The organism is Micromonospora sp. BRA006-A, assembly GCF_033433935.1.
Taxonomy (GTDB): Bacteria; Actinomycetota; Actinomycetes; order Mycobacteriales; family Micromonosporaceae; genus Micromonospora; species Micromonospora aurantiaca.
Window position 1 is genome coordinate 2,024,143 of record NZ_JANCLW010000001.1, and the last position, 24,558, is coordinate 2,048,700.

General features: G+C 72.2%; 19 protein-coding genes. 11 read left to right on the forward strand and 8 right to left on the reverse strand.

The window, feature by feature from the left end; translation table 11 throughout:
- Position 1: 1 nt before the first annotated feature.
- Entirely contained in the window at positions 2-1,750 is a 1,749-nt protein-coding gene (locus NMK34_RS09715) for an ATP-binding protein (protein WP_013284852.1), read from the reverse strand.
- Between the two features lie 631 nt (positions 1,751-2,381).
- Positions 2,382-3,239 carry a pyrimidine reductase family protein gene (locus NMK34_RS09720; RefSeq protein ID WP_318333098.1) on the reverse strand — a complete coding sequence of 286 codons (858 nt, stop codon included), beginning with the start codon at positions 3,237-3,239 and terminating at the stop codon, positions 2,382-2,384.
- A gap of 150 nt (positions 3,240-3,389) precedes the next feature.
- Between NMK34_RS09720 and NMK34_RS09725 the strand changes: the two genes are divergently transcribed.
- The 6 genes from NMK34_RS09725 (at position 3,390) to NMK34_RS09750 (ending at position 10,110) form a co-directional block, all read left to right on the forward strand.
- Complete coding sequence (locus tag NMK34_RS09725) at positions 3,390-3,935, forward strand: plasmid pRiA4b ORF-3 family protein (protein ID WP_318333099.1); 546 nt, start codon at positions 3,390-3,392, stop codon at positions 3,933-3,935.
- A 290-nt stretch (positions 3,936-4,225) separates the two neighbouring features.
- Positions 4,226-5,545 (forward strand): ABC transporter substrate-binding protein, encoded by a 1,320-nt coding sequence (locus NMK34_RS09730; RefSeq protein WP_318333100.1) that lies wholly within the window; start codon positions 4,226-4,228, stop codon positions 5,543-5,545.
- A 119-nt stretch (positions 5,546-5,664) separates the two neighbouring features.
- Positions 5,665-6,645 (forward strand): carbohydrate ABC transporter permease, encoded by a 981-nt coding sequence (locus NMK34_RS09735; protein ID WP_013284856.1) that lies wholly within the window; start codon positions 5,665-5,667, stop codon positions 6,643-6,645.
- A 105-nt stretch (positions 6,646-6,750) separates the two neighbouring features.
- Positions 6,751-7,551: a carbohydrate ABC transporter permease gene (locus tag NMK34_RS09740; protein WP_030274682.1), complete on the forward strand. Its 801-nt coding sequence runs from the start codon at positions 6,751-6,753 to the stop codon at positions 7,549-7,551.
- On the forward strand, positions 7,548-8,981 hold the full coding sequence (locus NMK34_RS09745) for a GH1 family beta-glucosidase (protein WP_318333101.1): 1,434 nt from the start codon (positions 7,548-7,550) through the stop codon (positions 8,979-8,981). Before NMK34_RS09740 ends, NMK34_RS09745 begins: the two co-directional genes overlap by 4 nt.
- Positions 8,982-9,063: 82 nt before the next feature.
- Entirely contained in the window at positions 9,064-10,110 is a 1,047-nt protein-coding gene (locus NMK34_RS09750; RefSeq protein WP_135238999.1) for a LacI family DNA-binding transcriptional regulator, read from the forward strand.
- Positions 10,111-10,134: 24 nt separating this feature from the next.
- Here NMK34_RS09750 and NMK34_RS09755 read toward each other — a convergent pair whose 3' ends face one another.
- Together NMK34_RS09755 and NMK34_RS09760 are read right to left on the reverse strand one after the other, a co-directional pair.
- Positions 10,135-11,346 carry an acyl-CoA dehydrogenase family protein gene (locus NMK34_RS09755; RefSeq protein WP_318333102.1) on the reverse strand — a complete coding sequence of 404 codons (1,212 nt, stop codon included), beginning with the start codon at positions 11,344-11,346 and terminating at the stop codon, positions 10,135-10,137.
- The gene (locus tag NMK34_RS09760; RefSeq protein WP_318333103.1) at positions 11,347-12,420 is read right to left on the reverse strand and encodes a phosphotransferase family protein; all 1,074 of its coding nucleotides are present in this window, start codon (positions 12,418-12,420) and stop codon (positions 11,347-11,349) included.
- 150 nt (positions 12,421-12,570) lie between these two features.
- Between NMK34_RS09760 and NMK34_RS09765 the strand changes: the two genes are divergently transcribed.
- Together NMK34_RS09765 and NMK34_RS09770 are read left to right on the forward strand one after the other, a co-directional pair.
- Positions 12,571-13,275: an amino acid-binding protein gene (locus NMK34_RS09765; protein ID WP_318333104.1), complete on the forward strand. Its 705-nt coding sequence runs from the start codon at positions 12,571-12,573 to the stop codon at positions 13,273-13,275.
- 80 nt (positions 13,276-13,355) lie between these two features.
- Positions 13,356-14,444 carry a GNAT family N-acetyltransferase gene (locus NMK34_RS09770; RefSeq protein ID WP_318333105.1) on the forward strand — a complete coding sequence of 363 codons (1,089 nt, stop codon included), beginning with the start codon at positions 13,356-13,358 and terminating at the stop codon, positions 14,442-14,444.
- Positions 14,445-14,621: 177 nt separating this feature from the next.
- On the opposite strand, the gene NMK34_RS09775 is transcribed toward NMK34_RS09770, so the two are convergent.
- Entirely contained in the window at positions 14,622-16,187 is a 1,566-nt protein-coding gene (locus tag NMK34_RS09775) for an aldehyde dehydrogenase family protein (protein ID WP_318333106.1), read from the reverse strand.
- 429 nt (positions 16,188-16,616) lie between these two features.
- On the opposite strand from NMK34_RS09775, the gene NMK34_RS09780 reads away from it, so the two are divergent.
- From NMK34_RS09780 to NMK34_RS09790, 3 genes are all read left to right on the forward strand, one after another.
- The gene (locus tag NMK34_RS09780) at positions 16,617-19,487 is read left to right on the forward strand and encodes a glycoside hydrolase family 9 protein (protein ID WP_318333107.1); all 2,871 of its coding nucleotides are present in this window, start codon (positions 16,617-16,619) and stop codon (positions 19,485-19,487) included.
- A gap of 208 nt (positions 19,488-19,695) precedes the next feature.
- Positions 19,696-22,131: a non-reducing end alpha-L-arabinofuranosidase family hydrolase gene (locus tag NMK34_RS09785; protein ID WP_318333108.1), complete on the forward strand. Its 2,436-nt coding sequence runs from the start codon at positions 19,696-19,698 to the stop codon at positions 22,129-22,131.
- 125 nt (positions 22,132-22,256) lie between these two features.
- Positions 22,257-22,778 (forward strand): DUF488 domain-containing protein, encoded by a 522-nt coding sequence (locus NMK34_RS09790; RefSeq protein WP_318336309.1) that lies wholly within the window; start codon positions 22,257-22,259, stop codon positions 22,776-22,778.
- A gap of 1 nt (position 22,779) precedes the next feature.
- Here NMK34_RS09790 and NMK34_RS09795 read toward each other — a convergent pair whose 3' ends face one another.
- From NMK34_RS09795 to bioB, 3 genes are read right to left on the reverse strand one after another with little or no spacing between them, the layout of a single operon-like run.
- Positions 22,780-23,286, reverse strand: a complete 507-nt coding sequence (locus NMK34_RS09795; protein WP_318333109.1) for a GNAT family protein — start codon at positions 23,284-23,286, stop codon at positions 22,780-22,782.
- A gap of 3 nt (positions 23,287-23,289) precedes the next feature.
- Positions 23,290-23,505 carry a hypothetical protein gene (locus tag NMK34_RS09800; protein WP_194803251.1) on the reverse strand — a complete coding sequence of 72 codons (216 nt, stop codon included), beginning with the start codon at positions 23,503-23,505 and terminating at the stop codon, positions 23,290-23,292.
- Between the two features lie 7 nt (positions 23,506-23,512).
- Entirely contained in the window at positions 23,513-24,508 is a 996-nt protein-coding gene (gene bioB, locus NMK34_RS09805; protein ID WP_013284870.1) for a biotin synthase BioB, read from the reverse strand.
- Positions 24,509-24,558 lie beyond the last annotated feature (50 nt).

Genomic DNA, 24,558 nt, shown 5'->3' on the forward strand with positions numbered 1-24,558 from the left:
CCTAGAACGGGATGTCGTCGTCGGAGGAGCCGGAGCCGACCACCGCGAACGGATCGGCGGCCTGCGTGATCGACCGTAGCGTCTCCGAGGGCGCGCGGCCCGCCTCCGAGACCCGGGTGGCCCACGCCGGGAACGGGAACTCCAGGCAGAGCGGCACCGGGATGTCCGGCTGGTTGACGAACATCGTGCCCGGCTTGGCCAGCAGCGCCCGCTGCCGCTGGGCGGGCGGCAGGAAGCCGTACTCCGGGCGGGACGCCTCGGCCGGATCGAGCCGGCCCACCACCCGGATCGCCGAGTTGGTGACGATCCGCCGTTCCACCTCGCTCGCGGTCTGCTGCGCGCCGACCAGGATCACGCCCAGCGAGCGGCCCCGCTCGGCGATGTCGAGCAGCACCTCCTTGATCGGCGACGAGCCCTCCCGTGGCGCGTACTTGTTCAGCTCGTCGAGCACGACGAACAGCAGCGGCTTGGCGGTGCCGGCCTTCTCCTTGCGCTCGAACTCGCTCTTGAGCGTCACACCGACCACGAACCGCTGCGCGCGGTCCGGCAGGTTGTGCAGGTCGACCACAGTGACCTGGGCGCTCTCCGCCGTGTTGATCGAGTGCGGGCGGCGGGTCGCCAGGTCGCCCCGGATCAGCCGGCCCAGATCCTTCTTGCTGCCGATGAGCCGGCGGGCGAACGCGTTGACGGTGCCCAGCCCGACCGCGCTGCCGGCCCACTCGCCGCGCGTCTCGTCGTCGTTGAGCTGCTCGACCACGTGGTCGACCAGATCCGCGTACGAGCCCAGCCGCACCCCGTCGATGCTGACCCCGCCGTCGGCCGGCTGGGCGTAGCGGGCCAGGTGCGCGGCCACCGAGTGGACCACCATCGTGTACTGCTGGCGCTCGTCGTCCGCGTCGGCGAACACGTACGGCAGGAGCCGGTCGGCGCAGAACTCGGTCAGCGTCCAGTAGAAGCTGTCCACCCCGGTGAGCCGGCTGCTCACATCCGGCGTGCCGGAGGAGTCGCCGACCCGCGGCGGGGCGTACACCCGCACGTCCGGGAACGCCCCGGCGTCAAGGCCCAGCTTCGCGTACGCCGCCCGGGTCGGGTCGTCGAGCCGGCTGTTCGGGTGGTCGAGGAAGAGCAGGTCCTCGCCCTTCACGTTGAAGATCAGCGCCTTGGCGTTCACCGCGTCGCCGCCCAGCACGCCGGAGCGGAACACCGAGTAGAGCAGGAACGTGGCGAAGCTCGTCTTGGTGGCGACACCGGAGATGCCGGAGATCGACACGTGTGCGCCCCGGGTGCCGTCGAGGAAGTCGGCGTTGAGGTAGACCGGCACGCCGTCGCGGCCCATCCCCATCGGGATCCGCCGCTCCATCCGGTCGAAGTGCAGCGCCCGCGCCCGCGCGTCGCCCTCGGCCCGGTGCACCACCGCGCCCGGCGTCGGCGGCACGTAGAACTCCGGGTCCACCCGCGTGGTGGTCACCTCGGCCGCCTCCTGCACCTGCGCCGGCAGCGTGCCGTCGGCGATGGCGAAGACGTCGGAGTCGAACTGCGCCCCCTCGTGCCGGGCGCGCACCTGGGTCACCACCCCGGCGATCGTCACCGGCTCACGGTCGGGCAGGTCGCGGCGGGTCACCACCACGTCGTCGAGTTGCAGGTAGCTGCCCGGCGCGACGGCGGTCCAGAAGGTGAGCGGGGTGGCGTCGGCGGTGCCGAGCACCCGGCCGACACCCTCGCCGGGCCCGTCGAGCTGATCGTCGGTCATCGGCGGTCTCCGGTCGGCTGGTCGTACCGTTGGCGGTGCACGTCGTGCATCCTGCCCGAGGGATGCGACAGGTTGCCACGCGACGCGGCGGACGCCACGCCACCCGTGCGCCGAACGGTAGCCTCCCGAATCCGCCCGACCACGATGCGTGCGTTTCCTCCACGTTCACCCCTCCGCCGCCCCGCCGCCTGCCGCGCCTGCGCCCGCCGCCTGCCGCGCCTGCGCCCGCCGCCTGCCGCGCCTGCGCCCGCCGCCTGCCGCGCCTGCGTCCGCCGCCTGCGGGGCCGCCTGCCGCGCCGACGCCGTCAGGCTCCCGGGGCCCGCCCGATGACCGCCAGCGGGTGCCGTCGGGGTGTTCGAGATGCTGTCCGGCGTGGCGTGGTGCTGTCCGGCCCGGCCGCTCGGTGGAACACCACGGGTGTCTCCGCGGGCCTATGACACCCATGGAGTTCCACCCGTCGCCGTGCCCACCCCGAACTCGCCGTTTCCGGTCCGTGTGGCCCGGTCCGCGGGAGTCGTGTCCCGCGTGTCAGGACGATGCGGAGATCTTGGTACGAAAGGGCCCCTCCGGGGGCCGTTTGATACCAAGATCTCGCGTGCCGCGTGCCGCGTGCCGCGTGCCGCATGCTGGTCAGGCGGCGGGGGCGGCGCCGGCGGGTGGTGTCTCGGCGGGGTCGCGGGCGTAGCGCAGCATCAGCACGCCGTCGCCCGCGGCCAGCACGTGCCGCAGCGGCAGGTGCCGCGGGACGCTGGTGTCCCCGGCGGTGATCCGTCCCGGACCGGCCCCGGCGAGCAGCGGCGCCACGGTCAGGCACAGCTCGTCGACCAGGTCGGCCGCAGTGAGCGCGCCGAACAGGTGCGGGCCGCCCTCGCAGAGCAGTTGCCCGAGCCCGCGCCGGCGCAACTCGGCCAGGCCGGCGGCGAGATCGACCCGCCCGGCACCGCGAATCCGCCCGACGCCACCAGTCCGCGCGGTGCCGTCGGCCTGCCCAGGGTCGTCGGCCGTGTCGGTGCCGCAGCGGACCACGTCTGCTACTTCGGTGAGCCCGGGCGGCGGTTCGGCGGCGGCGTGGGTGAGCACGATCGGCCGGACCGGGGCGTCGGCGAAGGCGGCCTGCGCCGGGTCGAGGTCGAGCGACCCGGAGACGACCACCAGCGTCGGGTACTCGGCCAGCCCGTGCTCGCGCCGCCAGGCCCGGCGATCCGGGCTCAGCCGGACCGCCCGGTAGCCCTCGTGCCGCAGCGTGCCGGCGGCCACCACGAGACCGTCGCAGAGCATCCGCAGCAGGCCGAAGACCCGCTTGTCCGGCTCGCCGGACAGCCCGGCCGAGTATCCGTCCAGTGTGACCGCACCGTCGGCGCTGGTCACGAAGTTGACCCGCAGGTGCGGGCGGGCCGTGCGGCCGTAGAGCGCGGTGAGCTGCGGATCGGTCAGCGCACCGGTGACGGGTGCGGGCCAGATCCGTTCGATCGGGGTTCCGACGGTCATTCGCCGGCCGGACCGGTGACCGGAGGGGTGGGTTCGGGGGTACGGTGCTGGCAGTCGCACCACTTCCGGCCAGGACAGTCGTCGTGCCGCCGTTCCCGGCAGGCTCGGCAGATCATGCAGGCAGCCTATGCCCAGGAAGGATGGGACGTCGTGTCGCGTCAGATCTTCCAGCTCATGGTGTCGCTGGCCGGCGTCCGGCCGCCGGTGTGGCGGCGGGTGCTGGTGCCCGGCGGCTACACGCTGGACCGGCTGCACCGGGTGATCCAGCACGCGATGGGCTGGCGCGACTGCCACCTGCACTCGTTCGACGTCCACGGCCGGCAGTACGGCGAGCCCGACCCGGACGGTGAACTGGCGCTGCGCGACGAGCTGGACGTCCGGCTGGACGCACTCGTGGGCAAGGGCGACCGCTTCCGCTACACGTACGACTTCGGTGACTGGTGGGAGCACGACCTGGTGGTGGAGGACTGCTGCGCCGCCGACCCGGACGAGCGCTACCCGCTCTGCCTGGACGGGGAGCGGGCCTGCCCGCCGGAGGACGTGGGCGGCCCGGGCGGGTACGCGGTCCTGCTGGCCGCGCTCGCCGACCCGGCGCATCCGGAGCACCGGACCATGCGCGAGTGGGCCGGCTCGGCGTTCGATCCGGCCGTGTTCGACCCGGACCGCGCCACCGTCCTGCTGCGCCGCTGCTGCTGACGTGAGCCCTCGCGCCGCCGACCGCGCGACAACTGCATCGTCGGCCGCGCGACCCGCCGCGCCACCGCCGCACCGCTGACCGCGCGGCCCCGCGCAGGGGCCGCGCGCCTACGCGGTAACGAAATGGGAACGCTCCCAACGGTCTATTGACACCCCTGTCACCTCCCGGCAACCTCATGGGAGCGCTCCCGAGAGTGGTGCGGATCTCCCTCCTGCCCGCTCCGGCCCGCGCGAAACGCACCCCCCACCACACAGCAGATATCGCCTCACCACCGAAAGAGGGGTCTCGGATGAGCGTCCCAATCCGTCGTCGGCGGTTCGCGGCCATCGCGCTCGCGTCCGTCGTCGTGCTCGGCACCACCGCCGCCTGCGGCGACGACTCGGACAGCGGCGACAGCGGCAGCGGCGGCGGCCCGGTCACGCTGGTCGTCGACGTCTTCGGCGACCAGGGCTTCGGCTACGAAGAGCTGTACAAGCAGTACGAAGCGGAGCACCCGAACGTCAAGATCCAGGAGCGGGGCAAGGGCCTCGGCCTCGGTGACTACAACACCCGCCTCACCCAGCAGATCACCGCGGGCTCGGGCGCCGGCGACGTGGTGGCCCTGGAAGAGGGCACGATCGTCCAGTTCTACGCCCAGGCCGACAAGTTCGTGAACCTCGCCGACCACGGCGCGAACGACCTCAAGGGCAACTTCCTGCCGTGGAAGTGGGAGCAGGGCACCACCCCCGACGGCAAGGTGCTGGGCCTCGGCACCGACGTCGGCTCGATGGCGCTGTGCTACCGCAGCGACCTGTTCAAGGCCGCCGGGCTGCCCACCGACCGCGAGCAGGTCGGCGCGCTCTGGCCGACCTGGGACGAGTTCATCGCCACCGGCCAGAAGTTCGCCGCCGCCGACAAGAAGCACAAGTTCGTCGACTCGGCGACCAACTTCTACAACGTGGTGCTGATGCAGATCGCGGGCCAGGGCACCGGCTACACCTACTACGACAAGAGCAACAAGCTGGTCATCGACCAGAACCCGGACGTGCAGGCCGCGTACCAGCTCACCACCAAGATGATCGCCGCCGGGCTGTCCAACAACCTCCAGTCGTTCTCCAACGAGTGGAACGCCGGCTTCAAGAACGGCACCTTCGCCACCATCGCCTGCCCCGCCTGGATGACCGGTGTCATCAAGGGCCAGGCCGGTGACGCGGCGGCCGGCAAGTGGGACATCGCCAAGGCGCCGGGCGCCGGTGGCAACTGGGGCGGCTCCTTCCTCGGCGTGCCGAAGTCGAGCAAGCACCAGAAGGAGGCCGCGGAGCTGGCCAAGTTCCTGACCAGTGCCAAGGGCCAGATCGGCGCGTACAAGGCGGTCGGAAACCTGCCCTCGAACCCGCAGGCGCTCACCGACCCGGCCGTGGCCGACTCGACCAACGAGTACTTCAGCAAGGCCCCGGTCGGCAAGATCTTCGCCGCCGGCGCCACCGACCTGAAGCCGGTCTACCTCGGCCCGAAGAACAACGCGGTCCGCACCGCCGTGGAGAACACGCTGCGCGCCGTGGAGCAGGGCAAGTCGGCCGACGAGCAGTGGCAGGCGGCCCTGAAGAACGGTGCGGCCGCCGGTAAGTGACCGGTTGAGCCGCCCGCGGGTGGCGTCGGCAGCCCCGGCTGCCGGCGCCACCCGCGGTGCCCGCAGAGTCCGGCGTCGCCCGTGTGGCGGGTGACGCCGGCCGAGGAGAAGGACTCCCCATGAGCCTCGACCTGCACGCCGCGGCGCCGCCCGAGCCCGGCGCGCCGCGCGCCGCACGGCACACACGCCGCCGCGCCGCCTCGATGACCCGGCTGGACCTGAAGTACTCGCCGTACCTGTACGTCCTGCCGTTCTTCGTGATCTTCGCCGTGTTCGGCGTGTACCCGATCGCGTACACGGTCTGGATCGCGCTGACCGACCGGTCGCCGCTGAACTCGACGATCTCGTTCGTCGGGATGGACAACTTCGTCGAACTGATCACCGAGGACCCGCAGTTCTGGAACGCGGTGGTCAACACGTTCGGCATGTTCCTGCTCTCCACGGTGCCGCAGCTGCTGCTGGCACTGATGCTCGCGAACGCGCTGAACCGGAAGCTGCGCGCGCAGACGTTCTTCCGGATGGCCATCGCGATGCCGATCATCACCTCGACCGCTGTGGTCGCGCTGATCTTCTCGATGATCTACGCCAAGGACTTCGGCCTGGTCAACTGGCTGCTCGACAGCGTCGGCCTGGACCCGATCGACTGGCGGGCGAACCGCTTCGCCTCCTGGTTCGCCATCTCCACCATGGTCGACTGGCGCTGGGTCGGCTACAACGCGCTGATCTACCTGGCCGCCATGCAGTCGATCAGCAAGGACATGTACGAGGCCGCGGCGCTGGACGGCGCCTCCCGGCGGCGCCAGTTCTGGTCCATCACGGTCCCGCAGTTGCGCCCCACGATCATCTTCACGCTGATCATCTCCACGATCGGCGGCCTCCAGCTGTTCACCGAGCCCCTGCTGTTCACCAGCGGCTCGGGCGGTCTCTCCGGTGGTTCGGAGGGCCAGTTCCAGACCATCACGATGTACCTGCTCGACGTGATGAACCAGCGCTTCCGGTGGGGCTACGCCGGGGCGGTCGCGCTCGTGCTCTTCGTGCTCATCGCGTTGATGTCGGCGATCAACTACCTGCTCGCCCGCCGCATCAGCTCCGACAAGTGAGGTGACGAGATGACGACCACCGCCGTCCGCCCGCCCACCCGGCAGAGTCCGCCGGTCAAGACCGCCCACCGGGCCGAGCGGCTCTGGAAGGCCAGCCCGCTCACCATGATCGGCCTGATCTTCGGCGTGCTGCTGTCCCTGTTCCCGTTCTACTGGATGATCGTGATCGCCAGCCGGACGAACGACGCGGCCAACTCCTGGCCGCCGCCGTTCCTGCCCGGCGGCAAGCTCGGCGAGAACATCGAGCGGGTGCTCGCCAACAGCGACGCCAACATCGTCAAGGGCCTGATGAACTCGTTCCTGGTCTCCGGGACGATCACCGTCGCGACGGTGTTCTTCGGCTCGCTGGCCGGCTTCGCGTTCGCCAAGCTCCGCTTCCGGGGCAAGAACGCGCTGCTGCTGATCATCCTCACCTCGATGATGGTGCCGATCCAGCTCGGCGTGCTGCCGCTGTACATCCTGATGGCGAAGCTCGACTGGCTGAACACCATGCCGTCGGTGACCGTTCCGTTCCTGATCGGCGGCTTCGGCATCTTCATGATGCGCCAGTACGCCGAGCAGGCGGTACCGAACGAGTTGATCGAGGCCGCCCGGGTGGACGGCTGCTCCACCTGGCGGGTGTACTGGCACGTGGTGGCGCCCGCGCTGCGTCCGGCCGCCGCGGTGCTGGGCCTGCTGACCTTCATGGAGCAGTGGAACCAGTTCTTCTGGCCGTTCGTGGTGCTGGCGGACCCGTCCAACCCGACCGTCCAGATCTCGCTGCGCAGCCTCAACACCGCCTACTTCGCCGACAACTCGCAGATCTTCGCCGGTACGTTGATCGCGACCCTGCCCCTGTTCGTCGTGTTCGTTCTGTTCGGCCGCCAGATCATCGGCGGCATCATGGAAGGCGCCGTCAAGTCGTGAGCAACCCAGCAAGCCCGCCCGCCGTCGGCGTCCTCGACGCCGGTCCGGCCCTCACCTTCCCGCCCGACTTCCTCTGGGGTGCGGCGACCGCCGCGTACCAGATCGAGGGCGGGGCGACGGAGGGCGGCCGTACCCCGTCGATCTGGGACACCTTCAGCCACACGGAGGGCCGGACGGTGGCCGGGCACACCGGCGACGTGGCGTGCGACCACTACCACCGGATGCCTGACGACGTGCGGCTGATGGCCGACCTGGGCCTGCGGTCGTACCGCTTCTCGGTGAGCTGGCCGCGGGTGCAGCCGGGCGGCACCGGCGGGGTCAACCAGGAGGGCATGGACTTCTACCGCCGGCTGGTCGATGAGCTGCTCGGCCACGGCATCGAGCCGTGGCTGACGCTCTACCACTGGGACATGCCGCAGCCGCTGGAGGACGCGGGCGGCTGGCCGGCCCGCGACACCGCGGCCCGCTTCGCCGAGTACGCCCACCTGGTCGCCGAGGCGCTCGGTGACCGGGTGAAGTACTTCACCACGCTGAACGAGCCGTGGTGCTCGGCGTTCCTCGGTTACGGCTCCGGCGTGCACGCGCCGGGCCGCTCCGACGGCGCGGACGCGGTCCGGGCCGGGCACCACCTCATGCTCGGTCACGGCCTGGCCGTGCAGGCGGTCCGCGCGGTCCGCCCGGAGGCGCAGCTCGGCATCACCGTCAACCTGTACCCGGTGACCCCGGCGAGCGGGTCGGCGGCGGACGCCGACGCGGCCCGCCGGATCGACGCGCTGGCGAACCGGTTCTTCCTGGACCCGGTGCTGCGCGGGTCGTACCCGGCGGACCTCGTCGCGGACCTGCGTCAGGTCACCGACATGGGGCACGTGCGCGACGGTGACCTGGCGACCATCTCCACGCCGCTGGACATGGTCGGGGTCAACTACTACAGCCGGCACGTGGTGGCCGCGCCGGTCGAGGGCGCGGAGCCGGAGCCCTACTGGCGGGCGCCGTCCTGCTGGCCGGGCAGCGAGGACGTCCGGTTCGTCACCCGGGGTGTCCCGGTGACGGACATGGACTGGGAGATCGACGCGCCGGGCCTGGTGGAGACGCTGGAGCGGGTCCACCGGGAGTACACCGACCTGCCGCTCTACGTCACCGAGAACGGCTCGGCGTTCGTCGACGAGCTGGTCGACGGCCGGGTGGACGACCCGGACCGGCTGGCCTACTTCTCCGCGCACCTGCGCGCGGCGCACGCCGCGATCGAGGCCGGTGTGCCGCTCAAGGGCTACTTCGCCTGGTCGCTCCTGGACAACTTCGAGTGGGCCTGGGGCTACACGAAGCGGTTCGGCATGGTCTATGTCGACTACGACAGCCAGGCCCGGATCGCGAAGTCCAGCGCCAGGTGGTACGCCGACGTGATCCGACGCAACGGACTGCCCGCACAATAAGCTGGGCCAGCCAGTAACGGGCGGCCCGGCGCCGACGCCTCAATCGGTGCCGGGCCCGCCCGACCGTCGGAGGAGCACAACGATGACAACGCAGCGCACCCGCTCGCTCGGGCGTCCGACCCTCGACGCGGTCGCGGCCCGCGCCGGCGTCGGGCGCGGCACGGTCTCCCGCGTGGTCAACGGCTCGCCGCAGGTCAGCCCGGAGGCCCGGGCCGCCGTCCAGCAGGCCATCGCCGAACTGGGGTACGTGCCGAACCGCGCCGCCCGTGCGCTGGTCACCCAGCGGACCGACTCGGTCGCACTGGTCGTGTCCGAGTCGGGGGAGCGGGTCTTCACCGAGCCGTTCTTCGCGGCCATCGTCCGGGGCGTCAGCTCCGGGCTGGTGGAGACGCCGATGCAGCTCTGGCTGGCCATGGTGCAGTCGCCGATCGAGCGGGAACGGGTCGAGCACCACCTGACCAACCAGCACGTGGACGGCGTACTCCTGCTGTCGCTGCACGACGCCGACCCGCTGCCCACGCTGCTGGAGGAGCGCGGCCTGCCGACGGTGCTCGGCGGCCGTCCGGCGCGGATGCTGCACCCGAACGCGCAGCCGGCGTGGTTCGTCGACATGGACAACGTCGGCGGCGCGCGGCAGGCGGTGGAGCACCTGTTCCGCCAGGGCCGACGGCGGGTCGCGACCATCGCCGGCCCGCAGGACATGGGCGCCGGCCTGGCCCGGCTCTCCGGCTACCAGGAGGCCGTGCGTGCGTCCGGCAGCCGGGTGGATCCGGGCCTGATCGCGTACGGGGACTTCAGCGAGGGCAGCGGCACCGCCGCCATGCGCCGGCTGCTCGACGTCTGCCCGGAGCTGGACGCCGTGTTCGTGGCCTCCGACCTGATGGCGTTCGGCGCGCTGCGCGCGTTGCGCGAGGCCGGCCGCCGGGTGCCCGAGGACGTGGCGGTGATCGGCTTCGACGACGCCCCGATCGCGCGTCAGGCCGAGCCGCCGCTGACCACCGTGTTCCAGCCGGTGGAGGAGATGGGCCGGCAGATGGCCCGGCTGCTGGTGTCCCGCATCCGGGGCGAGGAGGTTCCCTCGCCGCACGTGCTGCTGGACACCGAGCTGATCCACCGGGCCTCCGCCTGACCCGGCCGGGCGGCGGGGGCCCGGTCAGGACCAGCGGCGCAGCTCGCGGCGGGCCAGCGACGCGCGATGGACCTCGTCGGGGCCGTCGGCCAGGCGCAGCGTGCGGGCCGCCGCCCACAGCTCGGCCAGCGGGGTGTCCTGGCTGACCCCGGCTCCGCCGTACGCCTGGATGGCCTTGTCGATCACCCACTCGGCCATCAGCGGGGTAGCGATCTTGATGGCCTGGATCTCGGTGTGCGCGCCCTTGTTGCCGACGGTGTCCATCAGCCACGCGGTCTTGAGCACCAGCAGGCGGGCCTGCTCGATCCGGACCCGCGACTCGGCGATCCACTCGCGGACCACGCCCTGCTCGGCGAGCGGGCGGCCGAACGCGATCCGGTCGAGCACGCGCCGGCAGAGCAGCTCCAGGGCCCGCTCGGCCATGCCGACCAGGCGCATGCAGTGGTGGATCCGGCCGGGGCCGAGCCGGGCCTGGGCTATGGCGAACCCGGTGCCCTCCTCGCCGACCAGGTTGTCCACCGGCACCCGCACGTCGGAGAAGTCGATCTCGGCGTGCCCGCCGTGCGGGGCGTCGCTGTAGCCGAAGACCCGCATGCCGCGCCGTACCGTCACGCCGGGGGTGTCCCGGGGGACCAGGATCATGCTCTGCTGACGGTGCCGGTCGGCGTCCGGGTCGGTCTTGCCCATCACGATGAATATCTCGCAGCGCGGGTCCATCGCCCCGGACGACCACCACTTGCGGCCGTTGATCACGTAGTGGTCGCCGTCGCGGGTGATCCGGGTGGCGATGTTCGTCGCGTCCGAGGACGCCACCTCCGGCTCGGTCATGCAGAACGCGGACCGGATCTCACCGGCGAGCAGCGGCATGAGCCACTGCTTGCGCTGCTCCTCGGAGCCGAACTCGGCGAGCAGTTCCATGTTGCCGGTGTCCGGCGCGGCGCAGTTGAGCGCCTCCGGGGCCAGGTGCGGGCTGCGGCCGGTCAGCTCGGCCAGCGGCGCGTACTGGAGGTTGGTCAGGCCGGCGCCGTAGCGGGCGTCGGGCAGGAACAGGTTCCACAGCCCGCGCTCCCGCGCCTGTGCCTTCAGCTCCGCCATCACCGGCGGGCGGGCCCACGGGTCGCCGGCGGCGGCCACCTGCTCGTGGTGCACCGGCTCGGCCGGGTACACGCACTCGGTGAGGAACGCCTCCAGCCGCTGCCGCAGCTCGACCGTCCGGTCGTCGTACGCGAACTCCATCTAGCTCTCCCTCACCGCGTGCAGCCCGTGTGCCACGAGCGGCGCCACCATGTCGCCGATCCGGTCGAAGCCCTCGCCCAGCGTCTGCCCGAGCGTGTGCCGGTAGTGGATGCCCTCGCAGATCACCGCGAGCTTGAAACAGCCGAGTGCCACGTGCCAGTGCAGGGGGCCGACGTCGACGTCGCTGCGCCCGGCGTACCGCTCGATCAGTTCGGCGCCGGTGGGGAAGCCGGCGCGCGGCCCGATGCCGTCGGCCACCGGGTTGCCCTCGCCGTGGTCGCTGTCGCCGAGCACGTCCCAGTACGTCAGCAGCAGCCCGAGATCGGCCAGCGGGTCGCCGAGCGTGGCCATCTCCCAGTCGAGCACCGCGCGCACCGCCACCGGGTCGACGGTGGCGAGCAGGTTGTCCAGCCGGTAGTCGCCGTGCACGATCCGGCCCGCGTTCGCGCCGTCGGGCACGCTGGCGGCCAGCGCGTCGCGCAGCTCGTCGATGCCGGGCAGCGGCCGGCTGCGGGACCGGTCGAGCTGGCCGGCCCAGCGGCGTACCTGCCGGGCCAGGTAGCCCTCCGGGCGGCCGAAGTCGGCCAGCCCCGCCTCGGCCGGCTCGACCCGGTGCAGCGTGGCGAGCGTGTCCATCATCGCCATGGCGAGGTCGCGCCGCTGCGCGGCGGTGAGCGCGTCGGTCTGCTCCCGCCGCCGGTAGACCTCGCCGTCGACCTTCGCCATCAGGTAGAACGGCGCGCCGATGACGCTCTCGTCGGCGCACAGCAGCAGCGCCTCCGGCACCGGTACGCCGGTCGGCGCGAGCGCCGAGATCACCCGGTGCTCGCGGGCCATGTCGTGCGCGGTGGCCAGCACGTGCCCGAGGGGTGGCCGGCGCAGCACCACCTCGCGGTCACCGGCGCGCAGCAGGTAGGTGAGGTTGGACTTGCCGCCGGCGATCAGCCGCGCCGACAGCGGCCCGCTCAGGTCCGGCCGGTGGACGGCCAGGTGGGCGGCGAGCCGGTCGAGGTCGAGCCCGCGCGGGGCCGGACCGGTCGAGGGCACGGCGACATCGGCGGCCGGATCGGTCATCCGATTAGTTGATGGCAGCTCAGCTTTGTTGTCAAGGTCGGGTTTTCCCGGCGGGACATGCCCTTGCAACAGGGGCGAAATGGTCAACCGGCAGGCTGGGCGCCAGCCTGCCGGCCGCTCGGCCGGCCCGCCGAGCGGAGGGGATCAGACATGCTGCTGAGAGTTCGGGTGACCCTGCCGGACCGTCCGGGCACGCTCGGCCAGGTGGCCCGGACACTCGGTGTCTCCGGCGCGGACATCGTGCAGGTGGTGGTGCTGGAACGGCTCGGCGGCCGGGCGGTGGACGACTTCACGGTGGTCTGGCCGGGTGCGGCGCGGGTGGAGCGGATGCTCGCCGGGCTGGCCGCGATCCCCGGCGTCCGGGTGGACGGGGTGTGGCGGGCGATCGGCGCGCCCACCACCACCGGTCAGGACGCCGAACTGCTCGCCCAGGTGGCGGCGAACCCGGTCGACGGGGTGGCCACGCTCGTCGACGCGGTGCCGGGGCTGCTCGCCGCGGACTGGGCGGTGGTCGCCGTCGTACCCCTGGACTGGGCCTCACGCAGCGGCGAGGCCGGCGTCGCCGCGATCGGCCACGCGAGCTGGCGGGCGCCGGTGCCGCCGCGGCTGCCGGAGGTGACCCCGCTGCGGGCGCGCTCCATGACCAGCCCGGACGGGCACCACTACGCGGTGGCGCCGTTCGGCCGGGCCGGGCTGGTGCTCGTGGTCGCCCGTGACCACAGCGAGCCGCTCGCCGCCGCCGGGTTCCACTCCACCGAGGTGGACCGGCTCGCCCAGCTCGTCCGCGCCAGCGCGGTGATCCTCGGCGACCGGCTGGACCTGGTCGGCACGCCGCCCGTGACCACCGTCACCTGACCGGTCGGCCCGCGTCACCCCGGGGCAACGGGCCCGCAACAGGCGCACGGCATGGTCGGTGCCGAGGAAGGGAGACAACCATGGCGCTGTGGCGGATCCGAGCCACCGTGGACGACCGGCCGGGCTACCTGTCGGTGCTCACGGCGAGCCTCGCGTTGCGCGGGGTCAACATCCTCAGCGTGCAGGTGCACACCACCGAGGCCGGCGCTGTCGACGACTTCCTGGTCGACGCGCCCGAGCAGGTGACCGAGGCGGAACTGCGGGCCGCCGTGGAGCGGGGCCGGGGGCGGGACTGCTGGATCGCGCGCAGCGGGGCACGCGGGCTGGCCGACGAGCCGACCCGGCTGCTGGGGCTCGCCGGGCGGCTGGTGCGTGACCCGGAGGCGACCGGCGAGGTGCTGCGGGCCCTGCTCGGCGCCGACACGGTGACCTGGCGTCCGACGCCCGCCGCCGCGCCGGGCGGGGTGGGCGGCACCACGATGGTGCTCGCCGACCCGGCCGGCGGCGCCCACGAACTGCACCGCCGGGAACCCAGCTTCACCCCGGCCGAGTACGCCCGCGCGCAGGCCCTCGTCGAGCTGGCGGCGACGCTGGCCCGCCGGGACGCCGACCGGATCACCCTGGTGCTGCCGGACGGCGGCGAGGTGTCGGTGCGGGCCGCCACCACCGAGGACGTCCCCGGCGTACGCGACCTGCACGCCGCGTGCTCGGCGCGCAGCCGGCAGCGGCGCTACCTGAGCGGGGCGGCGGACCCGTCGCCGGCCCGGCTGCGCCGGCTGCTGGAGCCGGCGCGGGGCGTGACGCTGCTCGCCACGGCGGGCTCCGGCGGGGCGGCGGAGCCGGTCGTGGCGATGGCGAACCTGCTCGGCGAGGGCGACGAGGCCGAGGCGGCGCTGCTGGTCCGCGACGACTGGCAGCGGCGGGGTCTCGGCTCGGCGTTGCTGCGCCGCCTGGTCGGCCACGCCGACCGGGCCGGCTACGCCGCCGTGCTGCTGCACGTGCAGTCCGAGAACACGCCGATGCTGCGGACGCTGCGCCGGCTGGACCGGCCGGTGGCGATGGAACGCGACGGCGGCGTGCTGACCGCGACGCTGCCGCTGGCCGCACGGCCGCCGGCCGAGCCCGCCGCGCGGGCCGGGGTGACGGTGCCGGCGCAGCGGTCGAGTTGAGCTGACGGCCGCCGGCCGGATCCCGGAGGTGCGCCGCAACGGCGCGGCACACCCGAGGGGTACGGCCCGGACGGCCGGAACCGGCGCGGTCACGCGCCAACAGGGGCCGACCTCCGATACGGGGGACGGTGACACGGCGGGGCTCCCGATGCGGGGGCCCCGCCCGTCTGTGCGCGATCAGGTGGCCGGGTAGCTGCTGTAGTCGGGGAAGTTGCCGTAGAGCCGGCCGTCGCCGCCCACGGTGACCGCCTGCACGAGCAGGTCGCCGCCGACGAACGCGCCCTTCCAGGACGCGCCCCGGCCGCCGAACGGCTCGTCCCGGTCGCCCCGGGAGCGCGGCTTGTTGATGCCCACCTTGAACGCCTGCAGGTCCACCGCCAGCTTGCCGGCGAGTTCCTCGTCGTCGCAGGCGAGCGACGCGACGAGCGCGCCGTTCGAGGCGTTCATCTGGGCCAGCAGCTCGTCGGTGGTGTCCACCACGACGATGGTGTCGACCGGGCCGAACGGCTCGGCGTGCATGAGGCGGGACCGGCCGGGCGGGGCCAGCAGCACGGCCGGTGCGACGTACGCGGACGTGTCCTGCCCGTCCAGGAACGGCGCGCCGTCCAGCTTGCCGCGGTGCAGCGGCACGGCGCCGCCGCGTACCGCCTCGTCGACCTTGCGCCGCAGCTCGTCGGCCTTCGCCCCGCTGATCAGCGGCCCGAAGTCCAGCTCGGGCAGCGGGTCGCCGGCCGCCCAGTCGTCACCGACGGCGAGCGGGTGCCCGAACCGGATCGAGCGGACCACGGGCAGGTACATGTCGAGGAACTCGTCGACCAGGTCGCGCTGGACCACGAACCGGGGGTACGCGGTGCAGCGCTGCTTGCCGTACTCGAAGCCCTTGCGCAGGTGGGCGGCCAGCGAGTCCCACTGGGAGAAGTTCCAGATGCCCCAGGCGTTGAGGCCCTCCTGCTCGATGAAGTGCCGCTTGTCGCAGTCGAGCAGCGCGGCGGCGACCTTGCCGCCGTTGGAGCGCCCGCCGACGAACGCCACGGCGCCGATCTCCGGCGCGCGGACGAGCACCTCGGACAGTTCCTCGCCGCTGCCGGACAGCAGCGTGGCGGGCAGGCCGGCGCGGCGCATCAGCGCGTGCGCGACGGTGAGGCAGACCGCGCCGCCCTGCGACGGCGTCTTGGCGATGACCGCGTTGCCGGCGAGCAACTGCACCAGCTCGGCGTGCACGAGCACGCTCATCGGGTAGTTCCAGGAGGCGATGTTGCTGACCGGGCCGGGCAGCGGCTCCCGACCGCCGGCGAGCATCCGCTCGATCTCCTGTACGTACCAGCGCACGCCGTCCAGCGCGCGGTCCACGTCGGCGCAGGCCAGCCGCCACGGCTTGCCGATCTCCCAGACCAGCAGCAGGGCGAGCAGGCCGCGGTGTGCGGTGAGCGCGTCGAGCGCGTCGGTGACCCGGGCGACGCGCTCGGCCAGCGGGGTCTGTGCCCACTCCCGGTGCGCGTCGGCGGCGTGGGCGACGGCGGCGCGGGCCGTGTCGGCGTCGAGCCGGGCGAGGTTGACCAGCACGGTGTTGTCCACCGGGGTCCGTACGGCGGTGGACGTGCCGAGCGCGCGCCAGTCGCCCCGGACGAGGTTGTGCAGCGTGGTGGTGCCGTCGGGGCCGGTGCCGAACGCCTCGGGCGTGGCGGCCACCGCCCGCGCGAGGGTGTCGGACCAGGAGGTGCCCTCGGCGAGTCGTAGAGCCATCGCGATCTCCTCAGTGTCGTCCGGGGAGCGGCGGCGTCGATGGCACCGCAGGTGAGGCGTACTGTCCCGCGGGCCGGAGCGGGCGGGCAACCGTACGCTCGTATGCCAGGACGGCCGCGCTGCCGACGGCGCTCTCGCGGGTGCACGCACCATCGTGACGATGCCGCTGAGCTGGGACCGAGCACGCTCTATATCGACGGAACTCGATGGTGTGATCCAGCTCCCGATGGTTACCCGTGAGTACGCCCGGGCCTCCCGGATCGGCGCGCTCTTCCCCTGTGGTGAACGGCGCATTACATTGTCGGTTGTCCATGGGAGCGCTCCCGAATCTCTCGCGGACACCCCACCACCACCGCCACGCGGCAGCCGGAGCCCCGCGAGACCGTCCCCGCTCCGGCTGCCGCCCGGCGCCAGCCACAGGAGCTCGCCATGCCCCGTCCGATTCCGCCGCCGGGAGGCCGGTCCCGGCTCCGCCGGCTGTTCGCTGCCGGCGCCGCGCTGGCCGTCGGCCTGGCCACGGCCGTCGCCGCCCCGCCACCCGCGTCCGCCGCCGCACAGGCCGCGCCCGCGTTCAACTACGCCGAGGCGTTGCAGAAGTCGCTGTTCTTCTACGAGGCGCAGCAGTCGGGCCGCAAGCCCTCCTGGAACCGGGTCTCCTGGCGCGGCGACTCGGCGCTCACCGACGGCGCCGACGTCGGCGTCGACCTCACCGGCGGCTGGTACGACGCCGGCGACCACGTGAAGTTCGGCTTCCCGATGGCGTTCAGCGCCACCATGCTGGCGTGGGGCGCGGTCGAGTACCGCGACGGGTACGTCGCCTCCGGTCAGCTCACCCACCTGCTGAACAACCTGCGCTTCGTCAACGACTACTTCGTCAAGGCGCACCCCGCCCCGAACGTCCTCTACGGACAGGTCGGCAAGGGCGACAACGACCACAAGTGGTGGGGCCCGGCCGAGGTGATGCCGATGGCGCGGCCCGCGTACAAGATCGATGCGAGCTGTGGCGGCGCGGACCTGGCGGGGGAGACGGCGGCCGCGATGGCCGCCTCCTCGATGGTGTTCCGGCCCACCGACGCGGCCTACGCGGACAAGCTGCTCGGCCACGCCAAGCAGCTCTACACGTTCGCCGACACGGTGCGGAAGAGCTACCACGAGTGCATCACCGACGCGACGAGCTTCTACAAGTCGTGGAGCGGCTACCAGGACGAACTGGTGTGGGGCGCGATCTGGCTGTACCGGGCCACCGGCGACGCCACCTACCTCGCCAAGGCCGAGAGCGAGTACGACAAGCTCGGCACCGAGCCGCAGTCCACCACCCGCTCCTACAAGTGGACCATCGCCTGGGACAACAAGCAGTTCGGCGCGTACGTGCTGCTGGCGAACCTCACCGGCAAGCAGAAGTACGTGGACGACGCCAACCGGTGGCTGGACTACTGGACGGTCGGCGTCAACGGCCAGCGGGTGCCGTACTCGCCCGGCGGGATGGCGGTGCTCGACTCCTGGGGCGCGCTGCGGTACGCCTCGAACACCGCGTTCGCCGCGCTCGTCTACAGCGACAAGACCACTGACACCACGCGTAAGGCGCGCTACCACGACTTCGCCGTCCGGCAGATCAACTACGCGCTCGGCGACAACCCGCGCAACTCCAGCTACCAGATCGGCTTCGGCACCAACTCGCCGCGCAACCCGCACCACCGCACCGCGCACGGCTCCTGGTGGGACAGCCAGACCGTGCCCGCCGAGACCCGGCACGTGCTCTACGGCGCACTGGTCGGCGGCCCGTCGGCGGCGAACGACGCGTACACCGACAGCCGGTCGGACTACGTGATGAACGAGGTCGCCACCGACTACAACGCCGGCTTCACCTCCGCGCTGGCCCGGCTCACGAACGAGTACGGCGGCAGCCCGCGCGCCGGTTTCCCGTCCGCCGAGACGCCCGACATGGACGAGATGACTGTGGAGACCACGGTCATGCAGGCCGAGCCGCGCGCCACCGGGCTCAAGGCGATCATCTACAACAAGTCGGCGTTCCCGGCCCGGGCGCTGACGACCGGTAAGTTCCGGTACTTCTTCCGGCCCGACGGCACCGGACCGGTCACCGTCACGCCCGGCTACACCCAGGGCTGCCCGTCCCCGTCCACGGCGAAGCAGTTCTCCGGCGACATCTGGTACGTCGAGGTCGACTGCACCGGCTACACCATCGCGCCCGCCGGGCAGTCGCAGCACCGGATGGAGGTCCAGTTCAAGATCGGGGTGCCGGAGGGCGGCACCTGGGACCCGACGAACGACCCGTCGTACCAGGCCACCGCCGGGCCGAACCGCAAGGTGCCGCTCTACTCCGGTGGCGTGCGCGTCTGGGGCGAGGAGCCCGGACCGGTCACCCCGGACACCACCGCGCCCTCGGTGCCCGGCACGCCCGTGGCGTCCGCCGTCACGTCGAGCGGACTCACGCTGACCTGGGCCGCGTCCACCGACACCGGCGGCAGCGGCCTCGCCGGATACGAGATCACCCAGTCCCAGACCGGCAGCGACGCGCTGGTGCTGCGCACCGCCACCACGAACACCCTGGCCGTGACCGGGCTGGCGCCGGAGCGGACGTACCAGTTCACCGTGCGGGCGCTCGACGGCGCCGGCAACCGCTCCGCGTCGTCGGCCGCCGTCAGCGTCACCACGCCGGCCGGCCCGGCACCGGACACCACGCCGCCGACCGCACCCGGTACGCCCACCGCCTCCGCGGTCGGCCCGACCGGACTGACGCTGACCTGGGGCCCGTCCACCGACGCGGTGGGCGTCACCGGATACCGCGTCTACCGCGGCGGGAACGTCCTGGTCGGCTCGGCCACCGGCACCACGCTGGCGGTGACCGGGCTGACCGCCTCCACCACGTACACCTTCACGGTGGTGGCGGTGGACGCGGCCGGCAACGTCTCGCCCGCGTCGCCCGGCGTCACCGTCACCACCACGGCCCCGCCCGCCGGCGGTGCCTGCGCGGTGACCTGGACGGCGAACTCCTGGGACACCGGGTTCACCGCGAACGTCACGATCGCCAACACCGGCACCACGGCGATCAACGGCTGGACGCTGGCGTTCACGTTCGGCAACGCCGGGCAGAAGGTCGGGCAGGCCTGGTCGGCGAACGTGACCCAGACCGGTACGGCGGTGACCGCGTCGAACCTGTCCTACAACGGGACGCTGGCGCCGGGGGCGTCGACCAGCTTCGGCTTCAACGGCAGCCACACCGGCGCCAACCCGAAGCCCGCCGCGTTCACGCTGAACGGCTCCGCCTGCACCGTGTCCTGACCGTCGAGGTGGCGTGGCGTGGCCGGTGCCGCACCGGGCGACCGGCCACACCACGCCTCGCGAGGCCAGAACCTTTCCGAAACGTTTCCGAAACACCATTGTCCTCGTCGATGCGCGATGAAAGCATCGACGGAGCTAGATACCCAACCGAGACGTCCAGTCGTCTTCGCCCCGACGGCCTTGGGTGTTGGCCAGTAAGGAGGCCGAGATGGCAATGAGCCCATCCGTTCATCGCGGCGGGAGCCGGCGACGGCGATCACCGGCCGTCCGGGCGCTGCTCGCCGGCGCGGTCAGCGCAGTGACGGTGGCAGCCGTCGCGGTGATGATGCCGTCGGCGAACGCCGCGGCGTCCACGCTGGGCGCCGCCGCCGCGCAGTCGGGCCGGTACTTCGGCACCGCCATCGCAGCGGGCCGGCTCGGCGACTCGACGTACAGCACGATCGCCGGGCGCGAGTTCAACATGATCACGGCTGAGAACGAGATGAAGCCGGACGCGACGCAGCCGCAGCGGGGGCAGTTCAACTTCTCCTCCGGTGACCAGATCTACAACTGGGCGACCCAGCGTGGTCTGAAGGTCCGTGGCCACACGCTGGCGTGGCACGCGCAGCAGCCGGGTTGGATGCAGAGCCTGAGCGGCAGCAACCTGCGGCAGGCGATGATCGACCACATCAACGGTGTGATGGCCCACTACCGGGGCAAGCTGGCCGCCTGGGACGTGGTGAACGAGGCGTTCAACGAGGACGGCAGCCGTCGTCAGTCGAATCTGCAGGGCACCGGTAACGACTGGATCGAGGTGGCGTTCCGGACCGCGCGGGCGGCCGACCCGTCGGTGAAGCTCTGCTACAACGACTACAACATCGAGAACTGGTCGTACGGCAAGACGCAGGGCGTCTACAACATGATCCGGGACTTCAAGTCCCGGGGTGTGCCGATCGACTGCGTGGGTCTGCAGACCCACTTCACCGGCGGCAGCTCCCTGCCGAGCAACTTCCAGACCACGCTGCAGAACTTCGCCGCGCTGGGCGTGGACGTGGCGCTCACCGAGGTCGACGTCACCAACTCCTCCACCAGCCAGTACGCGGGTCTGACCCAGGCATGCATCAACGTGCCGCGGTGCATCGGCATCACCGTGTGGGGCGTGCGTGACAGCGACTCGTGGCGCTCGAACGAGAGCCCGCTGCTGTTCGACGGCGGCGGCAACAAGAAGGCCGCGTACAACTCGGTCCTCAACGCCCTCAACGCCGCCGCCCCGACCTCCGGGCCGACCACGACCCCGACCACCGGACCGCCGCCCAGCGGTGGCGCCGGCCGGATCGTCGGCGTGCAGTCGGGCCGGTGCATCGACGTACCGAACGCCACCCAGACCAACGGCACCCGCGTCCAGCTCTGGGACTGCAACGGCCAGTCCAACCAGCAGTGGACGTACACGTCGAACAAGCAGCTCATGGTCTACGGCACCAAGTGCCTCGACGCGAACGCCAGGGGCACCGCGAACGGAACCGCGATCATCATCTACGACTGCAACGGGCAGCCGAACCAGCAGTGGAACATCAACTCCAACGGCACCATCAGCGGCGTGCAGTCCGGCCGCTGCCTGGACGTCTGGGGCACCGGCAACGGCCAGCAGGTCCAGCTGTACGACTGCCACGGGCAGACCAACCAGCAGTGGCGGACCGACTTCGGTGGCACCACGCCCCCGACCACGCCGCCGCCGACCACGACGCCCCCGCCGGGCGGCTGCTCGCTCCCGTCGACCTACCGGTGGTCGTCGACCGGCGCGCTGGCCAACCCGCAGAACGGCTGGGTCTCGCTCAAGGACTTCACAAACGTGGTCTACAACGGCAAGCACCTGGTCTACGGGTCATACGTCAACAGCAGCGGCCAGTACAGCTCGATGAACTTCACCCCGTTCACGAACTGGTCCGACATGGCCTCGGCCGGCCAGAACGGAATGAGCCAGGGCACCGTGGCACCCACCCTGCTCTACTTCGCGCCGAAGAACATCTGGGTGCTGGCGTACCAGTGGGGACCGACCTCGTTCAGCTACAAGACGTCGAGCGACCCGACGAACGCCAACGGCTGGTCCTCGGCGCAGACGCTCTCCACCGCGACCCTGCCGGACGCCCCGTACGGCGTCATCGACCAGACGCTCATCGGTGACGACCAGAACATGTACCTGTTCTTCGCCGGGGACAACGGCAAGATCTACCGGTCGAGCATGCCGCTCGGGAACTTCCCGGGCAGCTTCGGCTCGAACTACACGACGATCATGACCGACTCGACGAACAACCTCTTCGAGGGCGTCGAGGTCTACAAGGTGGCGGGCCAGAACCAGTACCTCATGATCGTCGAGGCGATCGGGAGCCAGGGACGCTACTTCCGGTCGTTCACGTCGAACAGCCTGAGCGGCTCGTGGACCCCGCAGGCCGCCAGCGAGAGCAACCCGTTCGCCGGCAAGGCCAACAGCGGCGCGACGTGGACGAACGACATCAGCCACGGTGACCTGGTCCGCACCAACCCCGACCAGACCAAGACCATCGACGCCTGCAACCTGCAGTTCCTGTACCAGGGCAAGAACCCCGGTGCGGGCGGCGACTACAACCTGCTGCCGTGGCGGCCGGGTGTGCTGACCCTCCAGCGCTGACCGTCACACAGTTACCGGCAAGCGTGCCCGGCACCCGTGCGGTGCCGGGCACGCCCTTTCCGGTGGGCCGGCCCGGCCGGCGGGCGGACGACGCCGACCCGGGGCAAGCTGAGTCGGTGGAGCGCATGCTGCTGACCGTCGGGCACGGGGCCGCCCACCGCGACCAGCTCGGGGACCTGCTGGCCGCCGCGGCTGTCGCCCTGGTCGTGGACGTGCGCCGCTACCCGGCCAGCCGGACCAACCCCGACGTCCGCCGCGAGGCCCTCGAACGCTGGCTGCCCGAACGGGGCATCGGCTACCGCTGGGAACCGCGCCTCGGCGGCCGCCGGCACGTCCGCGCCGGCGAGCCGGAACCGGACACCTGGTGGACGGTCGCGGCCTTCCGGGCGTACGCCGCGTACACCCGCACGCCCGACTTCGACGCCGCACTGGACGAGGTGCTGGCCGACGCCGCCCGGGAGAACACAGCGGTGATGTGCAGCGAGAGCGTCTGGTGGCGCTGCCACCGGCGGCTGATCGCCGACGTCGCCGTGCTCGGCCGCGGAGTGCCGGTGTCGCACCTCATGCCGGACGGCCGGCTCAGCCCGCACCGGCCCGCCGAGGGCGCCCGCCTGCTGCCCGACGGGCACCTGCTCTGGGCCGGCTGACTCAGCCGGCCAGGTCCTCGGCGAGCAGGTCCATCAGCAGCGCGTCGTGCCAGCGCCCGTCCGCACCGCGCTCGTAGCGGCGCATGATGCCCACCGGGCGGAACCCCACCTTCGCGTACGCCCGGATCGCCGCCGTGTTCGCCGCCGCCGGGTCGATCGTGAACCTGTGGTGGCCGTACTCGTCGATCAGGTGCCGGACCAGCGTGCGGATCGCGTCGCCGCCCAGCCCGGTGCCGCGTACCGCCGGGTCGAGGAAGACGTCCAGGCTGGCGTGGCGGTAGTCCGGGTCGGTCTCGGCGTACCACTGGATCGCGCCGACCAGCCTGCCGTCGTGCTCGACGGCGTAGATCGTCACCGTGTCGTCGGCGAGGTCGGCCCGGACCGACTCGGCCAGGTCGTCACCGCCGCGCCACCAGCGGCGCACCTCCGGGGTGGCCCGGATCGCGGCCAGGGCGGGCACGTCGGCGTCGGTCACCGGCCGCAGCGTCACCGCCCGCCCGTGCAGCACGCCTCAGCCCCGCCGCTCGCCGTGCTCGACGCAGACCGCCGACCAGCCGGCCGGTACGACCTGCACCTTCATCCGCCGCCGGCAGGACGCGCACCAGCGCGGCGGCTCCCACGCCCGCGCCGCCTCGCACGCCGGGTGCGGCCCGGCCGTCACCGACTCGCCGCACCTGTCGCACCAGAGCGCGGCGGGGGCGGCCGTGGCGGGGGAGGATTCGGTCACCGCTGCCTCACAGGGTCGCCGAGAGCGCCTTCACCGGCATCTTCAGGTCTTCCAGCAGCTTCAGGTCGGCCGTGGCGGGCCGCCCCAGCGTGGTCAGGTAGTTGCCGACGATCACCGCGTTGATGCCGCCGAGCAGACCGTCGCGGGTGCCGAGGTCACCGAGGGTCAGCTCGCGGCCGCCCGCGTACCGCAGGATGGTGCGCGGCATGGCCAGCCGGAACGCGGCGATGGCGCGCAGCGCGTCCTTGCCCTCCACCACCGGGCGGTCACCCAGCGGCGTGCCGGGGCGCGGGTTGAGGAAGTTCAGCGGCACCTCGTGCGGGTCCAGCTCGGCGAGCTGCGCGGCGAACTCGGCGCGCTGCTCGACTGTCTCGCCGAGGCCGAGGATGCCGCCGCAGCAGACCTCCATGCCGGACTCGCGGACCATCCGCAGCGTCTCCCAGCGCTCCTCCCACGAGTGCGTGGTGACCACGTTCGGGAAGTAGGAGCGGCACGTCTCCAGGTTGTGGTTGTAGCGGTGCACGCCCATCTCGACCAGCTCGTCGACCTGCTCCTTGGTGAGCATGCCGAGCGAGGCGGCCACCTGGATGTCGACAGCGGCGCGGATGGCGGCGACGCCCTCGCGCATCTGCTTCATCAGCCGGGCGTCCGGACCGCGCACCGCGGCCACGATGCAGAACTCGGTCGCCCCGGTCGCGGCGGTCTGCTTCGCGGCCTCGACCAGCGCCGGGATGTCCAGCCAGACCGAGCGCACCGGCGAGGTGAACAGACCGGACTGCGAGCAGAAGTGGCAGTCCTCCGGGCAGCCGCCGGTCTTCAGCGAGACGATGCCCTCGACCTCGACCTCCGGACCGCACCAGCGCATCCGGACCTCGTGGGCGAGCTGGAGCGCGGCGGGCAGGTGCTCGTCGGGAAGGTTCAGCACCGCGAGGACACCGGCCTCGTCGAGGCCGACGCCGTTGCCCAGCACCCGCTCCCGGGCCTGGTCGAGGATCTCTGGCATGGCTCGTAACCTAACAGGCCACCGTGAGCGCGGGAAACCACCGCCGCCGG